The organism is Achromobacter maghribensis, from assembly GCF_057334215.1.
Genome location: NZ_JBHFII010000034.1, coordinates 45,652 through 65,213, shown reverse-complemented (window position 1 = coordinate 65,213; position 19,562 = coordinate 45,652). Strand labels below are relative to the sequence as shown.

Below are 19,562 nucleotides of genomic sequence, written 5' to 3'. Positions count from 1 at the left end.
CCCCCCCCCCCCGCGCGCCTTTTCCAGCGCGGCCTCGGCGTCTTCCAGATCGGCCCGTGCCTTCACGTTCAGCGCCACCCGCCGCGCCAATGACGACTTGAGCGTGCGGCTGATGCTCAACATGCTGGGCGAGCCGGTCGTGGTGTAGCCGGCGCGCTGCCATTTCTTCTGGCTGACTTCGCCCAGCTGGTTGCGCGCCAGGTGCGGCAGTTCCAGATCCTCGAAGAACAGGTTCAGGAATTCGGCCCGCGACAGGCTGAAGGTGAACTGGTCTACCGATTCGCCTTCGCCGGGTTCGGAACCGCCCTCGCCTTGCCCGCCCTGCGGCCGGTCGATGGTGTCGCCCTTGGCGAATTCACGATTGCCAGGGTGCACCATCTCGCGGTCGCCGCCCGATCCGTGCCGGAATGTCGGCTCGGAAATATCCCGGGCGGGCAGGTTGATCTCTCCGCCTTGATCCATATCCTGAATCGAGCGGTCGCGGATCATCCCGTGAACCGCCTTGCGGATCTGGTCCTTGTAGCGCCGCAAGAAGCGCTCGCGATTGACGGCGCTTTTATTGCGCCCATTAAGACGGCGATCGATCAGTGAATTCATGATTCACCTCGCTCAGGAAGACTTCCTCACACGGAGATACCACTCGCACAGCAGGCGGACTTGCTTTTCCGTGTACCCCTTTTCCACCATGCGATCCACGAAACTCTGGTGCTTCGACTTGTCCTCGGCCGACGCCTTGGCATTGAACGAAATCACCGGCAGCAGATCTTCCGTGTTCGAGAACATCTTCTTCTCGATCACTTCGCGCAGCTTTTCATAGCTGGTCCAGGTCGGGTTGCGGCCGTTGTTGTTGGCGCGCGCCCGCAGCACGAAGTTCACGATCTCGTTGCGGAAGTCCTTCGGGTTGGCGATGCCAGCCGGCTTTTCGATCTTCTCCAGTTCGTCATTCAAGGCGCTGCGATCGAAGCTTTCACCGGTTTCAGGATCGCGGAATTCCTCGTCCTGGATCCAGCAGTCGGCAAACGTCACGTAGCGATCGAAGATGTTCTGGCCATACTCGGAGTACGACTCCAGGTATGCCGTCTGGATTTCCTTGCCGATGAATTCCGCGTAGCGCGGTGCCAGGAAGCCCTTGATGAACTCCAGGTAGCGCCGGCGGATTTCCTCGGGGTAGTCCTCGCGGCCGATCCGCTGCTCAAGCACATACATCAGGTGCACCGGGTTGGCGGCCACTTCCGTCTGGTCGTAGTTGAAGACGCTGGACAGGATCTTGTACGCGAAACGCGTCGACACCCCGTTCATGCCTTCGTCCGTGCCGGCGTAGTCCTTGTATTCCTGCAAGGCCTTGGCCTTCGGGTCCACGTCCTTCAGGCTTTCGCCGTCGTAGACACGCAGCTTCGAATAGATGCTGGAGTTCTCGGGTTCCTTCAGACGGGTCAGCACCGAGAACTGCGCCATCATGTCCAGGGTTCCCGGCGCGCACGGGGCGGCCGACAACGAGCTGTGATGCAGCAGCTTTTCGTAGATGCGGACTTCTTCGGACACCTGCAGGCAGTAAGGCACCTTGACGATATAGATACGGTCAAGGAACGCCTCGTTGTGCTTGTTGTTGCGGAAGGTCTGCCATTCGGATTCGTTCGAGTGCGCCATGATCGCGCCGTTGAACGGAATCGCGGAGAAGCCCTCCGTGCCCTTGAAGTTGCCTTCCTGGGTGGCCGTCAACAGCGGATGCAGCATCTTGATCGGGGCCTTGAACATTTCCACGAACTCAAGCAGCCCCTGGTTGGCCAGGCACAAGCCGCCGGAATAGCTGTAGGCGTCCGGATCGTCCTGCGAATGGCGGTCCAGCTTGCGGATGTCCACCTTGCCGACCAGCGACGAAATGTCCTGGTTGTTCTCATCGCCCGGTTCGGTCTTGGCGATGGCGATCTGGCGCAGCACCGACGGATTCAGGCGCACGACCCGGAACTGCGAGATGTCGCCGTCGAATTCCTTCAGCCGCTTGACGGCCCAGGGCGACATGATGCCGCTCAGGTAGCGCCGCGGAATGCCGTATTCCTTTTCAAGCGTGTCGCCGAAGCGTTCGGGATGAAACAGCCCCAAAGGCGTTTCGTTGACCGGCGACCCCTTCAAGGCATAGATGGGATAGCTTTCCATCAAGGCTTTGAGACGTTCCGCGATGGAGGACTTGCCGCCCCCCACGGGCCCCAGCAGATAAAGGATTTGCTTGCGCTCTTCCAGCCCCTGGGCAGCGTGTTTGAAGAACGCGACGATCTGGCCGATCACGTCCTCCATGCCGTAGAACTCCTGGAACGCCGGATAGCGCCGGATGGTCCGGTTGGAAAACAAACGGGAAAGACGTGGGTCGTTGCGCGTATCCACGATTTCGGGTTCGCCGATCGCCGCCAGCATGCGCTCAGCGGGGCTGGCGTACGCCATGGGATCGCGTTTAGCGAGGTTCAGATATTCCTCAAGGGAAAGCTCTGACTCCTGCTCTTTTGCATACTGCGACTTGAAGCCTTCGACGATGTTTTGCACGGAAACCTCCTACAACACGCGAAAAATTCAGCACGTCCCTACGTGTCCCCATTGTGCCTCAGTGCCTACGCTTTACTAGACAAACCAGCGATAAGCATTTGCGGCTCGGTGTTATGTTGCTTTCGCCACACATCAACCATGAAGCACGATCGGGGCCCTTTCCATTTAGGCTGCATCCCGCGGACACAAGTTCCGTCAGGGAATGCAACTTACGTGAATAAGTTATCTCGCTAGCCTTCAGCATATTGCTATGGCCGGCACGCATGGTGCGGCCGCACATGAAATGGTCAGCAATCATTTGAAGGGATGAGCGATATCCCGGTGGATTCTTATGATTCGGGCGTAAACCCGATGCGCCCGCTATGCGATGGCAGCGGACGGTCTGAACAGCGCCTTGGCGTACTTGTTCAGCAGCGTGCCGGTTCGGTCGTGAAAGGCGCCGATATCGCGGCACGGGAATCCGTGGTGACGAGGGCGCGTAGCACTGTTCGGTGAACGCCGTTAGCACGTAGCGCCAAGTCATGTGCCTATGCTAAAGCCAATTGACCGTTTTGTGGCAATTCATTTGGCGCATCGCCGAAAATAGTGATGAGGGTTTTCGCGATGAAAACGTCATGCGCGAATCGCTCGCAAACTTGATGCGATTGCCGCCACGCATGCGTCGCGAGGGCCTGTAGAAAGGCATTTCCCGCGGTTTCAATCGCACAATTGGCAGCCGCGCATGGCGAGTGCTATTACCCATGGCGCAAGCACGGATACTTCCTGCAAGCGTTGTCATCGACAAGAAACCATGCCTTGCCGCCGACGAGGAAAACACGCATCCCGACGCGCGCCGCTTTTTAAACACGCAACTTCAGCAAGAAGGTGGACCAGCAGGTACCAGCATCTGCCGTGCCATCCACGCCGGCGCGGGCGTCTTCGCACGGCGCCATCGTGCGGCGTCGCTCGGTGCCACGCGGCGTCACGCGGGTCCAAGGTAGACCGGCGGGCGTGGAAACGAGTGGGTGAAAAGAAAGATTCAGGCGTCAGCGGGCAAGGCCACGCGCTGCGCCAATTGCCGCCAGGCGCCAGGCACCCTGGCGCGCAGGCGCATGTCCGCGCCCAGCCGCGCGGCGTCGATGAATTCGTAACGCTGGGCGGCGTCCAGGTGCTCAAGCATGGGCAGGCGCACCATGCCCGCCGCGTCGCCCAGCAGCACGGGCGCCAGATACAGCAGCAGTTCGTCCACGCAGCCCGCGGCAACCAATGCGCCAGACAGGCCCGCTCCCGCCTCGACGTGGACTTCGTTGAACTGTTCCTGGGCGAACCAGCGCATCATGGCCGGCAGATCGACGCGGTCCGGCGCCTGCCCGGGCAGCACCACCACGCGCGCATTCTTGTCCGCCAGCCGCGCGGCCTTTGCGGCATCTTCTCGGGCGGTAAAGACGATCACTTCCGCGCCATCAAACAACCGGGCGCCCTCCGGGATCTCGAAACGGCCGTCCACTACCGCCTTGCGCGGCTGGCGCGGCGTTTCCAGGCCACGCACATTGAGTTGCGGGTCGTCTTTCAATACGGTGCCCATGCCGGTCAGCACCACGCAGCTGCGCGCACGCCAATGATGGCCGTCCGCCCGGGCCTCGGCACCGGTGATCCACTGCGACATGCCGTTATGCAACGCGCTGCGGCCGTCCAGCGACGCCGCCATCTTCATCCACACCCAGGGCAGCGACCGGCTCATGCGCGAGATGAACCCCACATTGATCGCCAGGGCTTCCTCGGCGCAGACGCCGGTCACGACCTGGATACCGGCGTCACGCAAGCGCGCCAGGCCCTGTCCGTTGACGAGCGGATTGGGGTCGCCAATGGCGACGACGACTCGCGCAGGCTTTGCCGCCAGCACGGCGTCCACGCAAGGCGGCGTGCGTCCGAAATGGCTGCAGGGTTCCAGCGTGACGTACATCGTCGCGCCTTCCACGGGTTCCTGCCGGGCCTGGGCGTCGCGCAGCGCGCGAATTTCGGCGTGCGGGCCGCCGGGCGGCTGCGTCGCGCCTTCGCCCAGCACTCGCCCGTCGCGCACGATGACGCATCCGACCCTTGGGTTAGGCGCGGTCGTGAACAGCACGCTCTCTGCCAGCGCCAGGGCGCGTCGCATCCAGAAGATATCGTCAGGGTGGCTTACGGTCGTCATGGCAGGAATTGTATGTCCGGCGGCGCGGCGCAGGGCGTAACGTGCCTTGACCAGGAGGGGTATGCTTCCTGCATGTCCGTTTTGGGCCGGTCGAGGTCTTTCGACGATCTCGCGGGCGGCTGAAATTCGCTTCAGAATGGCGCTGCACCCCTTGAAATCCTTGGCCTGGAGCCCGGAACATGAAACAAGCACTGATCGTCATCGACGTACAAGAGTCTTTCCGGCATCGTCCGTTTTGGGATGAAACCGAATATCCGGCGTTCCTGACCCAGATCCAGGGGCTGATCGACGCTGCGTCCGCCCAAGGCATTCCCGTCCTGCAGGTGTTCCACACCAGCAAGTCGGCCGACCCCGCCAATCCGTTCTCGCTGGCCTCCGGCCACGTCAAGACACTGGAAGAACTGCACATCGCGCCCACCGCCGTGTTCCACAAAACGGTGCACTCGTCGCTGTACGCCGAAAGCGCGGATGGCCACTCGCTGCATGACTGGCTGTGGGAAAACGGCATCGAGGGCATCATCGTCAGCGGCATCCGAACCGAACAATGCTGCGAAACGACGTCGCGCCACGCCAGCGACGCGGGCTTCAAAGTCGTCTTCCCGACCGACGCTACGCTGACGTTCGCCATGCAAAGCCTGTCCGGCAGGCACTACACGCCAGCCGAGATCCGCGATCACACCGAGCTGGTGCTTCAAGGCCGCTTCGCCCGCGTCACGCGCGCCGCCGACGCGCTGGCGGCCTGATCCGGACCAGGAAGGCGCCATGATTCCCGTGTACTTCGTGCTGTCGCGGGGCATCGTCCTGCTGGACCTGGCGGGTCCCGCAGAAGCCTTCCGCGTCGCCAACAAGCTTTGTCCCGGCACGTTCGAGCAGCACTTCTGCGGCCCTTCCGAGGTTGTGGAAAGCGGCATCGCCGGGCTGCACCTTGCCCATATACGGCCACTGCCGGGCGCGCTGCCCGCCCATGCGCTTGTCATCATTTCCGGAGTGGTCGGCCAGCCCATCCGGCTGGATAGCCCCGACGCCCACGCCATCATCGACTGGCTGGCGGTCCGCCATCCGGCGGACGGCTTCACGCTGATGACCGTGTGCGCCGGCGCGTTGTTCGCCGCCTCGGCCGGCTTGACCCGGCAACGCGAGTGCACCACGCACCACTCCTGCCTGACGCAGTTGACGGACATCGACCCGACCGCCCGCGTGCACGACAACCGGATCTTCGTCGAAGACGGCAACCTGGTCAGCAGCGCCGGCATCACGGCGGGCATCGACCTGGCGCTGCACATGGTGGCGCGCCACTGCGGACCGCGCACCGCCAGCGAGGTGGCGCGCGACATGGTCGTCTATCAGCGGCGGGCCGGCACGGACGCCACGCTGTCGCCCTGGCTGGAGCACCGCAGCCACCTGCATCCTGGCGTGCACCGCGTGCAGGATGCCGTCGTGCGCAACCCCGCCGCGCCGTGGTCCGCGCAGTCGCTGGCGGATCAGGCGCATACCAGCGCGCGCCATCTGGCGCGCCTGTTCCGCGAACACGCGGGCTGCACCCCGATGGACTACCTGTATCAGATACGCGTCGCGCTGGCGCGCGACATGCTGCGCGAAACCCGGCTGGACCTGGAGCGCGTGGCGGAAAAATCCGGCTTTGGCTCGGCGCAGCACATGCGCCGCGTGTGGCGCAAATTCCAGTCCCAGACACCCAGCCTGGCGCGGTCGTCGTCAATGCGATGACGGCGCCGAAGCGCCGCCATTCATCTTGTCATGCCGAATCCAGCCGGCGCTATTCCTTGCGCAGCTTGCCGGGCAGCAAGGGCCCCTGCATTTCCCGGATGGCCTCGACGAATTCGCCGATGTCCTCGAAGCTCTTGTAGACCGACGCAAAACGCACGTAGGCCACCTTGTCCAGCTTGCGCAGCTCGGTCATGACGAGTTCGCCGATGTGTTCGCTGGGGACTTCCCGCAGTCCGCTCGCCAGCAGCTGTTCTTCAATGCGGGCCACGGCGGCATCCACGTCTTCGGTGCTGACGGGCCGCTTGCGCAGCGCCAGGCTCAGGCTGGCCCGCAACTTGGCGGGATCGTACTCGCTGCGGCTGCCATTGCGCTTCACCACGGAAGGCAAGGCAAGCTCCACCCGCTCATAGGTGGTGAACCGCTTGTCACAGGACAGGCAGCGGCGACGGCGGCGGATGGCGTCGCCCTCTTCCGAGATCCGGCTGTCAACGACCTGTGTTTCGGCATTGCCGCAAAATGGACACCGCATGTGTGTTCCCTAAAGGCACGGATAGCAATAATTGAGCATATTGTAACGATGCGCCCCCCGGGGAGGCACCAATACGGCTAATTCGTCCCCGATATCATGGACAGGCCCGGTCGAGGATAGCGCCTGCCGCCCGGAAAGCAAAGGGACGGCGCCTGGCGGGGCCGTCCCTTTGGTGTGGCCCCAACGGCGGATAGCCTCGGGGCCGGGGGGATACTGCTTTACTTCTTGCCGTAGACCGGCAGGCGCGACGTCAGTTCGTTGACGCGGGCACGCACGGCGGCGATGTTGGCTTCATCACGCGGATTGTCCAGCACGTCGGCGATCAGGTTGGCCGTCAGTTCGGCATCGGCTTCCGTGAAACCGCGGGTGGTCATGGCCGGCGTGCCCAGGCGGATGCCGCTGGTCACGAAGGGCTTTTCCGGGTCGTTCGGGATGGCGTTCTTGTTGACCGTGATGTGGGCCTGGCCCAGCACGGCTTCCGCTTCCTTGCCCGTAATGCCCTTGGCGCGCAGGTCCACCAGCATGACGTGGCTTTCGGTGCGGCCGGAAACGATGCGCAGGCCACGCTTGACCAGCGTGTCGGCCAGCACCTTCGCGTTCTTGACCACTTGCTGCGCGTAATCCTTGAAACCAGGTTCCAGCGCTTCCTTGAACGCCACGGCCTTGCCGGCGATGACGTGCATCAGCGGGCCACCCTGGATGCCGGGGAAGATCGCCGAGTTGATGATCTTCTCGAATTCGGCCTTCATCATGATCACGCCGCCGCGCGGGCCGCGCAGCGACTTGTGCGTCGTGGACGTGACGAAGTCGGCGTGCGGAACCGGGTTGGGGTAGGCGCCGCCGGCGACCAGACCCGCGTAGTGAGCGATGTCGACCATGAACAGCGCGCCGTTTTCACGGGCGATGCGGGCCATGCGCTCGAAATCGATGTGCAGGGCGTAGGCCGAGGCGCCCGCGACGATCAGCTTGGGCTTGTGCTCGCGGGCCAGCTGTTCGACTTGCGCATAGTTCAGGACTTCGTTTTCGTCCAGGCCGTACGCGATGAAGTTGTACAGCTTGCCCGATGCGTTGACCGATGCGCCGTGCGTCAGGTGACCGCCTTCGGCCAGGCTCATGCCCAGCACGGTGTCGCCCGGCTTCAGCACGGCCATGTACACGCCCTGGTTGGCCTGCGAACCCGAGTTGGGCTGCACGTTGGCGGCGTCGGCGCCGAAAATCTGCTTCAGGCGGTCGATAGCCAGTTGCTCGACCACGTCCACGTACTCGCAACCGCCGTAGTAGCGCTTGCCCGGATAGCCTTCGGCGTACTTGTTCGTGAGCTGCGTGCCCTGGGCTTCCATGACGGCCGGGCTGGCGTAGTTCTCCGAAGCGATCAGCTCGATGTGCTGCTCTTGGCGAACGTCTTCCTTCTGGATGGCGGCCCAAACGTCCGGGTCAGCCTTGGACAAGGTGAGGTTGCGGTCAAACATGACGGGGGATTCCTGAGGCGGTAAGAGAGGAGAAAGCGGTGTCGGGTGGGTAAACCCGAAGAATGCTGAATAGTTTACCGCGTCAGGCGGATTCAATTGCCGCCAAAATGCGTCGAAGCGGAGCAAAATACCGGCGATGGGCACGAAAACCACGCCAACGCGCGGCGCCCGGAAACCGCTCTCAATCCGACTTGAGAAACTTTCATGCAAACCGCCACCCTCATAACCTACTCGCTAGTAGCCGCCGCCAGCGTCATCAGCCCGGGCCCCGCCACCATGCTTGCCATCCGCAATGGCGCAGCGGGCGGCGTGCGCGCCGTCGTGCCGTCCACGCTGGGCAATGTCACCGGGTTGTTCCTGCTGTCCGCCGCCGCGATGCTGGGTCTGGGCGTAGTCCTGCAATCTTCCGCGATGCTGTTCATGGCGCTGAAGATCGCCGGCGCCGCCTACCTGATCTACGTCGGCCTGCGCCACCTGCTGGGCCGCGCCCACATCGCGCCGCCCGAAGACGCCGCCACCGGCGCCCCGCCGCGCCGGCCCGGCCGCCTGTACCTGGAAGCCACGTTCGTGGCCGCCATGAATCCCAAGCCCATCCTGTTCTTCACCGCGCTGTTCCCGCAATTCCTGAACGCGCACGAGCCGCTGCTGCCGCAATTCTTCATCCTGACCGGCATCTTCATGGCCATGTCGCTGGTGTCGCTGCTGACCTACGGCGCCCTGGCCCGCCGAGCCCGTCGCCTGCTGCGCCAGCCGCGCATCGTGGTCTGGCTGAACCGCCTTGTCGGTTCGATCTTCGTCGCCTTCGGACTGGCGCTGCTGCGCCTGAAGCGGTCGGCCGCCTGATGCGAAGCACGCCCGAGCGACGGGCGCTGCGAACGTAAAAAGGGCCGCGATCGCGGCCCTTCTTGATCGGTACCCGTGGCAGGCGCTACGCCTCGGTGGTTCCGATCTGCTTGGGCGCCAGCTTCGGGTTGAGCGTGTAGGTGCCCGTGACGGAAGCCTGGGCCAGCACGTGTTTCTGCATGGCGCGCAGTGCGTCCTCGCCGGTGAAGGACCCGTTCAGGTTCAGGCTATGCACGTCCAGCGCATACAGCGTGAAGACGTAACGGTGCAAGATCGAATCATTCCAGGGCGGGCACGGGCCGTCGTAGCCGAAGTAGTCGCCGCTCATGTCGTGGTCGTTGGCGAACCACGAGGAATACGAGTTGATGCCCTGGCGCGCGTCCATCGGCGCCAGCGGACCACCCTTGCCGCGCGGGGTGATGCCGTTGGAGAAGGCGCCTTCGTCGATTTCGCGCATGTCGGCAGCCAGGTCCACCAGCACCCAGTGGAAGAAGTCCACGCGGGGCAGGTCGGCCGGGACTTCGCGGCCTTCCTGGTTGACGTCGTCGGGCCGCGAGGGCACGTCCGGATCGTGGCAGATCAACGCAAACGACTGCGTTCCCGGCGGGACGTCGTCCCACGAAAACTGCGGGTTGTAGTTGTCTGCCAGCGCGACGTGCGATTGCGCATCGATTTTGCCGAAGGCGTAGCGTTCGGGAATCGACTCGTGATCGGAAAAAGACAAACTCGAAAGTTTCATGTCGTGCTCCTTGAAGTGCCGCAAAGGCTTGCCGCCCCTGCCTGTACCCTCAGCGTATCAAAACTTCGCAATTATGGGTTCAAGTTAACACGCGCGAACTTGCGCTTGCCCACCTGCACCACATAAGTGCCGGCCGGCAATTGCAACGATTTATCTTCGATCCGATCGCCGTTGACCCGCACGCCGCCCTGCTCCACATTGCGCTGCGCCTCGGCCCCCGATGCGACCAGGCCGGCTTCGCGCAGCAGCTTCAGGATGCCCACCGGCGCGCCGCCGATATTCACCTCGGGCATGTCTTCCGGGATGGCGCCGTCGCGAAAGCGCGCCTCGAAGGACGCCAGTGCGTCGTCGGCCGCGCGGGCGGAATGGAAGCGCGTGATGATTTCCTGAGCCAGCATGACTTTGGCATCACGCGGGTTGCGCCCACCATCGGTCTCTTGCTTGAGGGCCGCGATGTCTTCCAGGGACCGGAACGACAGCAGCTCGAAGTAGCGCCACATCAGCGTGTCGGAAATCGACATGAGCTTGCCGAACATCGAATCGGGCGACTCCGAAATGCCGATGTAGTTGCCCTTCGACTTGGACATCTTCTCGACCCCGTCCGTGCCCACCAGCAGCGGCATCGTCAAAATGCACTGCGGCTCTTGGCCATACTCCTTTTGCAGCTCGCGCCCGACCAGCAGGTTGAACTTCTGATCGGTGCCCCCCAGCTCCAGATCGGACTTCAGCGCCACCGAGTCATATCCCTGCATCAGCGGATACAGGAATTCGTGCACCGAAATCGGGATGCCGCCCTTGAAGCGCTTGGTGAAATCCTCGCGCTCCATCATGCGGGCCACGGTGTAACGCGACGCCAGCTGGATCATGCCGCGGGCACCCAGCGGATCGCACCACTCGGAGTTGTAACGGATCTCGGTGCGGGCCGGATCCAGCACCAGGCTGGCCTGCGCATAGTAAGTCTTGGCGTTGGACTCGATCTGCTCGCGCGTCAGCGGGGGACGGGTGCTATTGCGGCCGCTGGGATCGCCGATCGTGGAGGTGAAATCGCCGATCAGGAAGATGACGTTATGGCCCAGATCCTGCAACTGGCGCATCTTGTTCAGCACCACGGTGTGACCCAGGTGGATGTCCGGCGCGGTGGGATCCAGCCCCAGCTTGATGCGCAGGGGCACGCCGGTCGCGCGGCTCTTGGCCAGCTTGCGGGCGAACTCGGACTCGACCAGCAGCTCGTCGCAACCGCGCTTGGCTATACGCAGATCGGCTTCGACTTCGGGAGTGATAGGGGCTTCGGAGGATGACATGGCAGGGGGACCAACGCGGCTTCAGCCGACAAAAAGGTGTAAAAAGTGACGAAAACTATCGAAAATTCTAGCCGAATCAGCTAGGATACCGCCCAATCATACGCAACTGCTATCTATACGCAGTTCGCAGTTGCGGTTCAGCCTACCACCCGTTGTTCACAAGATGCGCCCGCGCCAGCAGCCCTGCCCCCGATTTCGTGGCGCGCAAGGGCCGTTCGTATTGCGCACCCTGCGAGCTCAAGCCACCTGAGAGGGTATCTTCACGATGAATCGTGGCCTCCACGAACTGGCGAGTAGCATCAAGCGCAAAGTTGCTGCCCTGTTTGCGCCCGTTGAGCCCAAGCCCCATCGCTCGGGACTTTTCCGCCGCACTCTTCTCGTCACCGCTATTGGTCTGTTTGCTGGCGCCGCCGCCCTCGGCATGGTGCAGCAACCCGACCGCACCGAACTCCCCCCGTCCCGCATCATCCAGAGCGTTCTGCCGCTGACCGCCGAACAAGTCGAAGTCAGCAGCCCCAGCGCCGCGCCGTACATCAGCGAAACCCGCATCCGTGCCGGCGACACGCTGGCCGCCGTGCTGCAACGCCTGGAGCTGGACGCCCCGAACCTGCAGACCTTCCTGACGCATGAAGCCAGCGCCCGCAGCATCTACAAGCTGTACCCGGGCCGCTCCGTCCAGGCCGCGACGGACGATCAGGGCAACCTGATCTGGCTGCGCTACATCCACACCCCCGGCAATGAATCCGACGGCCAGGTCGTGACGCGCATGCTGCACGTCGCGCCGTCCGGCGACAGCTACAAAGCCGAGGAAGTCACCGAAAGCACCGACCGCCAGACACGCGTCGCCGTGGGCACGATCAAGTCGTCGCTGTTCGGCGCCACGGACGCCGCCGGCATCCCGGATTCGGTCACCATGCAGATGGCCGACATCCTCAGCGCCAAGATCGACTTCCTGCGCGACCTGCGCCAGGGCGACCAATTCCGCGTGGTCTACGAAGTGCGCTCGCACGACGGCCGCTACGCTGGCGCTGGCCGCGTGCTGGCCCTGGAATTCATCAACGGCGGCAAGACCTACAGCGCCGTCTGGTTCAGCCCCGACGAGAAAAGCGGTTCGTACTACGACTTCGATGGCACCAGCCTGCGCGGCGCATTCCTGCGCACCGCCCTGAAGTTCAGCCGCATCAGCTCGACGTTCGGCATGCGCATGCATCCCATCCACAAGACGTGGACGGGCCACAAGGGCGTGGACTACGCCGCGCCTTCGGGCACGCCGATCCACTCCACGGCGGACGGCACGGTCGAATTCTCGGGCTGGCAGAACGGCTACGGCAACGTGGTCATCGTGAAGCATCACGGCAAGTACTCGACGCTGTATGCCCACCAAAGCCGCATCGCCGCAGGCGTCACCAAGGGCTCGAAGATCTCGCAAGGCCAGTTGCTGGGCTATGTGGGGTCCACCGGCTGGGCCACCGGCCCGCACCTGCACTACGAGTTCCGCGTGGACAATCAGCCGATCGACCCGCTGTCGGTCGACCTGCCCGTTGCCCGCGCCCTGGAACCCGCAGAAGTGCGCGCGTTCAACCAGGCCGTGGCGCCGTACAAGCAACAGATCCAGCTGCTGACCGAGTTCCAGCAGACGCTGCCTGACGCCCTGACCAACGTGGCCAGCCGCTAACCGGCCCGCCGCAACAAAACGTCCCAAGAGGCGGCCCGCGCAGATTCTGCCGGCCGCCTTTCTTCTTTCCGAGGCGCCCGTGAATTCCTCCGCACCCCGCCCGCAGGGCAACCCCGCCCTCTATATCGGCTTGATGTCCGGCACCAGCGTCGACGGCGTCGACGGGGTGCTTGTGCGCCTGGACGCTGACCAGGCGCCGCAGGTGCTGGCCAGCGCCAGCCTGCCCATGCCCGAGAACCTGCGCCGCGAACTGCTGGCGCTGAACCTGGCTGGCGACGACGAGTTGGCGCGCGCCGCCCTGGCGGCGAACGCGTTGGCGCGGCTGTATGCCCAGGCGGTCGCCGCCCTGCTGCGGGACGCAGGCGTCTCGGCCAGCGCCGTGACCGCCATTGGCGCGCACGGCCAGACGGTGCGCCACCGGCCGGACAGCGGCTATACCGTGCAACTCAACGCCCCCGCCCTGCTGGCGGAATTGACCGGCATCGACGTGGTGGCGGACTTTCGCAGCCGCGACGTGGCCGCCGGGGGCCAGGGCGCGCCGCTGGTGCCGCCGTTCCATGCCGCGATCTTCGGCGCCGCGCATGGCCGCGCGGTACTCAACCTGGGCGGCATCGCCAACGTGACGCTGCTGGCGCCCGGCCAACCGGCCCGAGGCTTCGATACGGGTCCGGCCAACGTGTTCCTGGACGCGTGGTGCCAGCGCCATCTGGGGCAGCCCTATGATGCTGGCGGCCGCTGGGCGGCCACGGGCCAGGTGGTGGCGCCGCTGCTGGAGCAACTGATCGCCAGCGAGCCCTGGTTCGCGCTGCCGCCCCCCAAGTCAACCGGCCGCGACCTGTTCAACCTGCAATGGCTGGACGATCGCCTGGCGGCGTTCGACGGCCCCAAACCCGCCCCTCAGGACGTGCAGGCGACGTTGCAACGCCTCACCGCCAGGACCGTCGCCAACGCCATCGACGCGGCGGCTGCGGGCACGCAAGAGGTATTCGTGTGCGGTGGCGGCGCCTACAACGCCGGGCTGATGCGGGAACTGGCCTACTGCCTGCAGCGCCCGGTGCAGCCGACGGACGTGCTGGGCGTGCCTGCACAGCAGGTCGAGGCCCTGGCGTTTGCCTGGCTGGCGCAGGCCTTTGTGGAACGACGACCCGCCGGCTTGCCGGCCGTCACCGGGGCCCGGGGCGCCCGGATCCTGGGCGCGCTCTATCCCGCTTGACGCGAGGCCGCGAGGCGTGGCCCATGCAAAAAGCCCTTCGGCACGCCGAAGGGCTTTTTATTGTCCTGCTTCGGCGATTACACCGAGAACGAGGAACCGCAGCCGCAAGTGGTGCTGGCGTTGGGATTGCGGATGACGAACTGCGCGCCTTCCAGGTCTTCCTTGTAGTCGATCTCGGCGCCGACCAGATACTGGAAGCTCATCGGATCAACCAGCAATTGAACACCGGCCTTGTCCAGCACGGTGTCGTCTTCGTTCACGACTTCGTCGAACGTGAAGCCGTACTGGAAGCCCGAACAGCCGCCACCCTGGACAAACACGCGCAGCTTCAGCTCGGGGTTGCCCTCTTCGGCCAACAGGTCCTTCACTTTGGCGGCGGCCGAGTCAGTAAATACCAAGGGAGCAGGCGGGGCGGCCTGAAGGTCGACGGTTTCGGTTACTGCATTCATGGTTCACTCCTGGCCGGATCGGCCATATTTCGGTGAGCGGCAACGGCGCTCGCATAGTGTCACTATAGCCCAGGGCTTGACTAGACTCAAAGTTCCAGTTTGATACTGCGCGATGCCCGGACGGTATCCCCTTCCAGCACACTGACCGTGACGCTTTCGGGGACAAATCCCTCGGGCACGGCCAACAAGCCCTGGCTGCGCTGATATTGATCGAATTGCAGGGCCAGGGACGCCGCCGTGGTGGATTCACCCGTGGCGGTGACCGGCCCGGCTTCGGCTTTGACTTGCAGGGGCGCCAGGTCGACGGTCATGGTTTCGCCCTTCAGGATGCCCGTGGCCTGGAACCGCAGCGCGCCCGCGAACGGCGATCCGCCATTGCGCCCGCTGCGCATCAGCAGCACCTTGTAGCGCAAGCCCCCGCCATCGCGGTCGATCTGCACCCCCCGGATATCCACCGAACCTTCCGGGCCCGGAGGCAGCAATTGTTCGTAGAAAGCCAACTGGTCGCGCACCCGGCCGACTTCGGCCTGCACGGTGCGCAGTTGCGTTTCAAGTTCTTCGCGGGCCGCGCGCTCGATGACGAGTTCGCCGTCCGCGGTATCCAGCTGGCCCTGCGTGTAGCGTAGCTGTGCGGCCTGCTGGCGCATGGCCTCTTGCTGGACCTCGGCTTGGGCCGCGCTGATCACGACGGCATCCTGCGGCAGGGCTTGCCGCTGGGCATGGAAATACCCCGCGACGCCGCCCAGCAACACGCCGATCAGCAATCCGGCCGCCACGCGCAGCAGCCCGCCGGCGGGGCGGGACTGCGGGGTGGCGGGAGAGTCAGCTGACATAAAGCGCGTCGAGGAGCAGCGGCCAGGGCCGGCTGCCCGATCCAGGCATCAGGGCAGGATCGCGACCTGATCCAGCCCGGTCGATTCCGGCACCCCGAACATCAGGTTCATGTTTTGGACCGCCTGGCCCGCGGCGCCCTTGACCAGGTTGTCTTGCACGACCAGAACGATCAGCTGGTCGCCATTGCCGGGGCGGCTCAGCGCGATGCGCAGGTTGTTCGACGCGCGCACCGAACGGGTTTCAGGCAGGCTGCCGGCCGGCATCACGTCCACGAAGGGCTCGTCGGCGTAACGCTGCTCGAACAACGCCTGGAAGTCCGTATCGCGCGCTTCCGGCAGGATGCGGGCGTAGATCGTGGAGAACATGCCGCGGATCATCGGCACCAGGTGCGGCACGAAGGTCAGGCCGACCTTGCCGCCGGAGATCTTTTCCAGCTGAGCGACGATTTCCGGATGATGGCGGTGCCCGGCCACGCCGTAGGCCTTGAAGTTATCCGAGGCTTCCGAGAACAACGACCCCACTTCCGCCTTGCGGCCAGCGCCAGACACGCCCGACTTGCAGTCGGCGATCAGGGTTTGCGCATCGACCAGTGCCTTGCCGCCTTCCAGCAACGGGGCCAGGCCCAGCAGCACGGTGGTGGGATAGCAGCCGGGGTTGCCAATGACGCGTGCCTTGGAGATGGCTTCGCGGTTGAGTTCCACCAGGCCATACTGGGATTCGGCCAGGATGTCCGGGCAGGTGTGGGGAATCTTGTACCAGCGCTCGAAGGTCGGGATGTCCTGCAAGCGGAAATCGGCGGCCAGATCGATGACGCGGGTGCCCGCGGAAATCAGTTCCTGAGCCTGCGCCATCGCCACGCCGTGCGGCGTCGCGAAGAACACCACGTCGCAGTCGGTCAGCGACGCTTTTTCCGGCGCCGAAAAGGCCAGGTTCACGCGGCCGCGCAGGTTCGGATACATATCAGCCACCGGCAGCCCGTCTTCCTTGCGGGACGTGATGGCGGTCAATTCCACATTGGGATGCTGCGACAGCAAGCGCAGCAGCTCGACGCCGGTATAACCGGTGCCGCCGACGATACCAACCTTGATACGGGTGTTCGATGCTTGGGCCATGATGGATATGAACTCTTCGTAGGACGAAAACAGATTGTATCGCCCGGAGGATACAGGGTTGCCTCACCACCGGCAGAACCGCCCCGGCAACCTGATTTCATCCGACCGATAGACAGGCGCGAAGTTCCGCGCCGGAAAGGTGGCGCCGCCTGGCGCCACTATGCCGAAATGGCCGACAGCGCCCTCAACTCTTCAAGCAACCGCGGGGATGGCCGCTCCAGCACTTTGTTCTGGATATCGAACACTACGGACTTGATCAGATCCGTCTTGTTCAGCGACGTGCTCGCTTCCAACCTGCGGATGTCTTCCGTGACTCTAGCGGGCACCTTCATCGACAGGCGACGGCGCGGCGCGCCGCGCTTTTCGGGAAACGTAGCCACTGCCCGCTCGAATGCGGCCCTCAACAACTCAGGGGCACCCGCATCGTTCGCCGCCTTGTGCATGAAATAAGTCAGCAGTACCCGCCGGAAATCAGTGGAGGCGCGGTGATCAATCGTATGCACCGCGTAGTCCAGGATATCCACGTATACCGCAGGCAGGTTCGTTTCAATGGACTCCAGCGCTTGCTTGCGCGCCTTGCTGATGGCGGGGGTGGACTGTGCGGGAATGGACACCGTGCCGCCGCATTGGCTGCAAACGCCGACCAGGATATTCCTGACCGTGCCCGATCCGTCACTGAACGGAACGTCGCGACGAACGAACGCCGTCGAGACCAACGCGGCGCAATCGTGGCAGAACGCCTGGCTACGATCGCCTTCCTGGAAAATTTTCATGACGCCCTCAACGGTGGACACTGATGAAGATGGTGACGGAGTCGATGAAGTAGAACTTCACGTACCAGCCGCTGGCCCGGATGATGTGGCAATCGATGTTCAGGCCGCCATGCAACGGGCTGCGTGTGTCGCCTGCCCCGTCGCTGCGCCGCAGGAGGTCAGCCAGGTCGACAGCGGAAACCTCGCCTGTGGCCAGCAGATTCTTCACGTCGACGTGACGGCGGGCTTCGTGCTGATAGGTGCCCTCGAGCAGGGCTGCAACGACTGCGGCCCTGACTGCCTTGAACCCGTGCGGCTGCGCCATCTTCCGCTCCCGAAAATTATTATACGAATATCATCGTATAAATGGAAGCGAGAATCGAGGTCAAGCTGGTAGTCACCGCAAGGCGCCATGGAGCGTGGTCGCCCAAAAACAAAAAACCCGCCGAAGCGGGTTTTTTGCAGCAACATTAACGCTTGCTGAACTGCTTGCGACGACGTGCCTTGCGGAAGCCGACCTTCTTACGTTCGACTTCGCGGGCATCGCGGGTCACAAAGCCAGCTTGCGACAGTGCGGGCTTCAGGGTCGCGTCGTAGTCGATCAGGGCACGCGTGATGCCGTGACGGACTGCGCCAGCCTGGCCGGTTTCGCCGCCGCCATGGACGTTGACTTTGATGTCGAACGATTCCAGGTGGCCGGTCAGTTCCAGCGGTTGGCGCACGATCATGCGACCAGTTTCGCGGGCGAAGAAGTCGTCGACGGGCTTGCCGTTGACAACGATCTTACCCGTGCCCTTCTTGATGAAAACGCGAGCCACCGAAGTTTTGCGACGGCCGGTTCCGTAATTCCAGTTACCGATCATGGCGTTTCCTTAGATATCCAGCGTCTTGGGCTGCTGGGCGGTGTGCGGGTGCTCGGCACCAGCATAGACCTTCAGCTTCTTGATCATGGCGTAGCCCAGAGGACCCTTGGGCAGCATGCCCTTGACGGCCTTCTGAATGGCGCGACCGGGAAAACGCTCTTGCATTTTCTCGAAGTTCGTTTCGCGGATACCGCCCGGGTACGTGGTGTGGCGGAAGTACTTCTTGTCCTTCGCCTTGGTACCGGTAACGACGATATCGGAAGCGTTGATGATGACGATGTAATCGCCCGTATCAACGTGCGGCGTGAATTCAGGTTTGTGCTTGCCACGCAGACGACGTGCGACTTCGCTGGCCACACGACCGAGGACTTTGCCCTTGGCGTCGATCACAAACCAGTCACGTTGGACTTCATGCGGCTTGGCCACAAAGGTCTTCATGATGGTTCCTAAGAATAAAAAGTTCTTGCTGACTAGAACGTCTAGCCAGTGTTCTTTCCCAGACTGGGCAAAACCTGGATCCTGATGAAGAGAAACCAATGAATAATTCACGGATTTCAGTTCGGGGATTTTGCCTTTATCGACGTCCCGCCTAAGCGTTATTACCCGCCCGTGCAATAGTCAAAATGAGGGAAAGCCTGAAATTCTAACACGGCTGCTCAAAAAATGGGCAAGCGAAAAGAATTCAGGTGGCAGCTGGCCGCAAGCGATGTTGCAGCCAGCGCACAAGGAAATCCGGGGACGAATCCCCGGCGAGTGGGCGCGATCACGCGCCCAGGTAGGCTTCCAGCACGCGCGGGTGACCCAGCAGTTCGCGGCCCGTGCCCGTCAGCGCCATGGCGCCGTTTTCCAGCACGTAGCCGTTTTGCGCGATCTTCAACGCCTGGCGCACGTTCTGCTCCACCAGGAACAGGGTCAGGCCATCGGCGTTGATGGCGCGCAGAGACCGGAAGATTTCCTGCACGACGATCGGCGCCAGGCCCATCGACGGCTCGTCCAGCAACAACAGGCGCGGCTTAGCCATCAAGGCCCGGCCGATGGCCAGCATCTGCTGTTCGCCGCCCGACAGGTTGCCCGCGATACCGGTGATCCGTTCTTTCAGGCGCGGGAACAGGTTGAACACGTATTCCAGGTCGGAATCCACGTTCTTCAGCCCCCGGCGATAGGCGCCCAGCTCAAGGTTTTCCAGCACCGTCATGGTGGTGAGGATGGCCCGGCCTTCCGGCACCTGCACGATGCCGCGCGACACGAGCTGGTGTGGCGGCAGGTTGGTGACGTCTTCGCCTTCGAACAGGATACGGCCGCGCGCCTTGGGCAGCAGGCCCGACAGCGCCAGCAGCGTGGTCGATTTGCCGG

21 protein-coding genes are annotated in these 19,562 nt (G+C 63.5%); 5 read left to right on the top strand and 16 right to left on the bottom strand.

Annotated elements, in window-relative coordinates:
- The 3 genes from ACE039_RS13930 to ribD form a co-directional block, all read right to left on the bottom strand.
- Positions 1-597 (bottom strand): DUF444 family protein (locus ACE039_RS13930; RefSeq protein WP_485821050.1); only part of this gene is annotated, 597 nt, incomplete at its 3' end.
- A 12-nt stretch (positions 598-609) separates the two neighbouring features.
- Positions 610-2,526 (bottom strand): PrkA family serine protein kinase, encoded by a 1,917-nt coding sequence (locus ACE039_RS13925; protein WP_369868742.1) that lies wholly within the window; start codon positions 2,524-2,526, stop codon positions 610-612.
- A gap of 1,027 nt (positions 2,527-3,553) precedes the next feature.
- Entirely contained in the window at positions 3,554-4,669 is a 1,116-nt protein-coding gene (gene ribD / locus ACE039_RS13920) for a bifunctional diaminohydroxyphosphoribosylaminopyrimidine deaminase/5-amino-6-(5-phosphoribosylamino)uracil reductase RibD (protein WP_313464777.1), read from the bottom strand.
- 215 nt (positions 4,670-4,884) lie between these two features.
- Here ribD and ACE039_RS13915 point away from each other — a divergent pair, with 215 nt between their 5' ends.
- Both ACE039_RS13915 and ACE039_RS13910 read left to right on the top strand, forming a co-directional pair.
- Positions 4,885-5,448: an isochorismatase family protein gene (locus ACE039_RS13915; protein ID WP_485822623.1), complete on the top strand. Its 564-nt coding sequence runs from the start codon at positions 4,885-4,887 to the stop codon at positions 5,446-5,448.
- A 19-nt stretch (positions 5,449-5,467) separates the two neighbouring features.
- Positions 5,468-6,430, top strand: coding sequence for a GlxA family transcriptional regulator (locus tag ACE039_RS13910; protein WP_485822622.1), 963 nt, complete (start codon positions 5,468-5,470; stop codon positions 6,428-6,430).
- A 49-nt stretch (positions 6,431-6,479) separates the two neighbouring features.
- On the opposite strand, the gene nrdR is transcribed toward ACE039_RS13910, so the two are convergent.
- Positions 6,480-6,959: a transcriptional regulator NrdR gene (gene nrdR, locus ACE039_RS13905; RefSeq protein WP_485822621.1), complete on the bottom strand. Its 480-nt coding sequence runs from the start codon at positions 6,957-6,959 to the stop codon at positions 6,480-6,482.
- A gap of 218 nt (positions 6,960-7,177) precedes the next feature.
- A complete protein-coding gene (glyA, locus tag ACE039_RS13900; RefSeq protein ID WP_105559299.1) occupies positions 7,178-8,428 on the bottom strand; it encodes a serine hydroxymethyltransferase in 1,251 nt (416 codons plus the stop codon).
- Positions 8,429-8,632: 204 nt separating this feature from the next.
- On the opposite strand from glyA, the gene ACE039_RS13895 reads away from it, so the two are divergent.
- The gene (locus tag ACE039_RS13895) at positions 8,633-9,271 is read left to right on the top strand and encodes a LysE family translocator (RefSeq protein WP_485822620.1); all 639 of its coding nucleotides are present in this window, start codon (positions 8,633-8,635) and stop codon (positions 9,269-9,271) included.
- An 85-nt stretch (positions 9,272-9,356) separates the two neighbouring features.
- Here ACE039_RS13895 and ACE039_RS13890 read toward each other — a convergent pair whose 3' ends face one another.
- The 3 genes from ACE039_RS13890 to ACE039_RS13880 form a co-directional block, all read right to left on the bottom strand.
- Positions 9,357-10,010: a YbhB/YbcL family Raf kinase inhibitor-like protein gene (locus tag ACE039_RS13890; RefSeq protein ID WP_448711056.1), complete on the bottom strand. Its 654-nt coding sequence runs from the start codon at positions 10,008-10,010 to the stop codon at positions 9,357-9,359.
- A gap of 71 nt (positions 10,011-10,081) precedes the next feature.
- Positions 10,082-11,311 (bottom strand): tyrosine--tRNA ligase, encoded by a 1,230-nt coding sequence (tyrS, locus tag ACE039_RS13885; protein WP_485822619.1) that lies wholly within the window; start codon positions 11,309-11,311, stop codon positions 10,082-10,084.
- A 142-nt stretch (positions 11,312-11,453) separates the two neighbouring features.
- A complete protein-coding gene (locus ACE039_RS13880) occupies positions 11,454-11,744 on the bottom strand; it encodes a hypothetical protein (protein ID WP_310034270.1) in 291 nt (96 codons plus the stop codon).
- Here ACE039_RS13880 and ACE039_RS13875 point away from each other — a divergent pair.
- Together ACE039_RS13875 and ACE039_RS13870 are read left to right on the top strand one after the other, a co-directional pair.
- On the top strand, positions 11,631-12,986 hold the full coding sequence (locus tag ACE039_RS13875; protein ID WP_448711081.1) for a M23 family metallopeptidase: 1,356 nt from the start codon (positions 11,631-11,633) through the stop codon (positions 12,984-12,986). The genes ACE039_RS13880 and ACE039_RS13875 overlap by 114 nt on opposite strands.
- A gap of 79 nt (positions 12,987-13,065) precedes the next feature.
- Positions 13,066-14,199: an anhydro-N-acetylmuramic acid kinase gene (locus ACE039_RS13870; protein ID WP_105559349.1), complete on the top strand. Its 1,134-nt coding sequence runs from the start codon at positions 13,066-13,068 to the stop codon at positions 14,197-14,199.
- Between the two features lie 77 nt (positions 14,200-14,276).
- On the opposite strand, the gene erpA is transcribed toward ACE039_RS13870, so the two are convergent.
- The 8 genes from erpA to ACE039_RS13830 form a co-directional block, all read right to left on the bottom strand.
- Entirely contained in the window at positions 14,277-14,648 is a 372-nt protein-coding gene (gene erpA / locus ACE039_RS13865) for an iron-sulfur cluster insertion protein ErpA (protein WP_006388644.1), read from the bottom strand.
- An 86-nt stretch (positions 14,649-14,734) separates the two neighbouring features.
- On the bottom strand, positions 14,735-15,481 hold the full coding sequence (locus tag ACE039_RS13860; protein WP_105559304.1) for a DUF6776 family protein: 747 nt from the start codon (positions 15,479-15,481) through the stop codon (positions 14,735-14,737).
- 48 nt (positions 15,482-15,529) lie between these two features.
- Positions 15,530-16,594 (bottom strand): N-acetyl-gamma-glutamyl-phosphate reductase, encoded by a 1,065-nt coding sequence (gene argC / locus ACE039_RS13855; RefSeq protein WP_105559305.1) that lies wholly within the window; start codon positions 16,592-16,594, stop codon positions 15,530-15,532.
- A gap of 158 nt (positions 16,595-16,752) precedes the next feature.
- A complete protein-coding gene (locus ACE039_RS13850) occupies positions 16,753-17,367 on the bottom strand; it encodes a hypothetical protein (RefSeq protein ID WP_199196913.1) in 615 nt (204 codons plus the stop codon).
- A gap of 7 nt (positions 17,368-17,374) precedes the next feature.
- Complete coding sequence (locus tag ACE039_RS13845; protein WP_485822618.1) at positions 17,375-17,671, bottom strand: hypothetical protein; 297 nt, start codon at positions 17,669-17,671, stop codon at positions 17,375-17,377.
- 145 nt (positions 17,672-17,816) lie between these two features.
- Complete coding sequence (gene rpsI, locus ACE039_RS13840; protein ID WP_006217310.1) at positions 17,817-18,209, bottom strand: 30S ribosomal protein S9; 393 nt, start codon at positions 18,207-18,209, stop codon at positions 17,817-17,819.
- Positions 18,210-18,218: 9 nt separating this feature from the next.
- A complete protein-coding gene (gene rplM, locus ACE039_RS13835; protein WP_006217309.1) occupies positions 18,219-18,647 on the bottom strand; it encodes a 50S ribosomal protein L13 in 429 nt (142 codons plus the stop codon).
- Positions 18,648-18,972: 325 nt separating this feature from the next.
- On the bottom strand, positions 18,973-19,562 hold a 590-nt coding region (locus ACE039_RS13830; RefSeq protein WP_485822617.1), incomplete at its 5' end, for an ABC transporter ATP-binding protein.

Coding starts and splice junctions, on each gene's coding strand:
- ribD (WP_313464777.1), bottom strand. CDS start 4,669: ATGCGACGCGCCCTGGCGCTGGCAGAGAGCGTGCTGTTCACGACCGCG.
- ACE039_RS13915 (WP_485822623.1), top strand. CDS start 4,885: ATGAAACAAGCACTGATCGTCATCGACGTACAAGAGTCTTTCCGGCAT.
- ACE039_RS13910 (WP_485822622.1), top strand. CDS start 5,468: ATGATTCCCGTGTACTTCGTGCTGTCGCGGGGCATCGTCCTGCTGGAC.
- nrdR (WP_485822621.1), bottom strand. CDS start 6,959: ATGCGGTGTCCATTTTGCGGCAATGCCGAAACACAGGTCGTTGACAGC.
- glyA (WP_105559299.1), bottom strand. CDS start 8,428: ATGTTTGACCGCAACCTCACCTTGTCCAAGGCTGACCCGGACGTTTGG.
- ACE039_RS13895 (WP_485822620.1), top strand. CDS start 8,633: ATGCAAACCGCCACCCTCATAACCTACTCGCTAGTAGCCGCCGCCAGC.
- ACE039_RS13890 (WP_448711056.1), bottom strand. CDS start 10,010: ATGAAACTTTCGAGTTTGTCTTTTTCCGATCACGAGTCGATTCCCGAA.
- tyrS (WP_485822619.1), bottom strand. CDS start 11,311: ATGTCATCCTCCGAAGCCCCTATCACTCCCGAAGTCGAAGCCGATCTG.
- erpA (WP_006388644.1), bottom strand. CDS start 14,648: ATGAATGCAGTAACCGAAACCGTCGACCTTCAGGCCGCCCCGCCTGCT.
- ACE039_RS13860 (WP_105559304.1), bottom strand. CDS start 15,481: ATGTCAGCTGACTCTCCCGCCACCCCGCAGTCCCGCCCCGCCGGCGGG.
- argC (WP_105559305.1), bottom strand. CDS start 16,594: ATGGCCCAAGCATCGAACACCCGTATCAAGGTTGGTATCGTCGGCGGC.
- ACE039_RS13850 (WP_199196913.1), bottom strand. CDS start 17,367: ATGAAAATTTTCCAGGAAGGCGATCGTAGCCAGGCGTTCTGCCACGAT.
- ACE039_RS13845 (WP_485822618.1), bottom strand. CDS start 17,671: ATGGCGCAGCCGCACGGGTTCAAGGCAGTCAGGGCCGCAGTCGTTGCA.
- rpsI (WP_006217310.1), bottom strand. CDS start 18,209: ATGATCGGTAACTGGAATTACGGAACCGGCCGTCGCAAAACTTCGGTG.
- rplM (WP_006217309.1), bottom strand. CDS start 18,647: ATGAAGACCTTTGTGGCCAAGCCGCATGAAGTCCAACGTGACTGGTTT.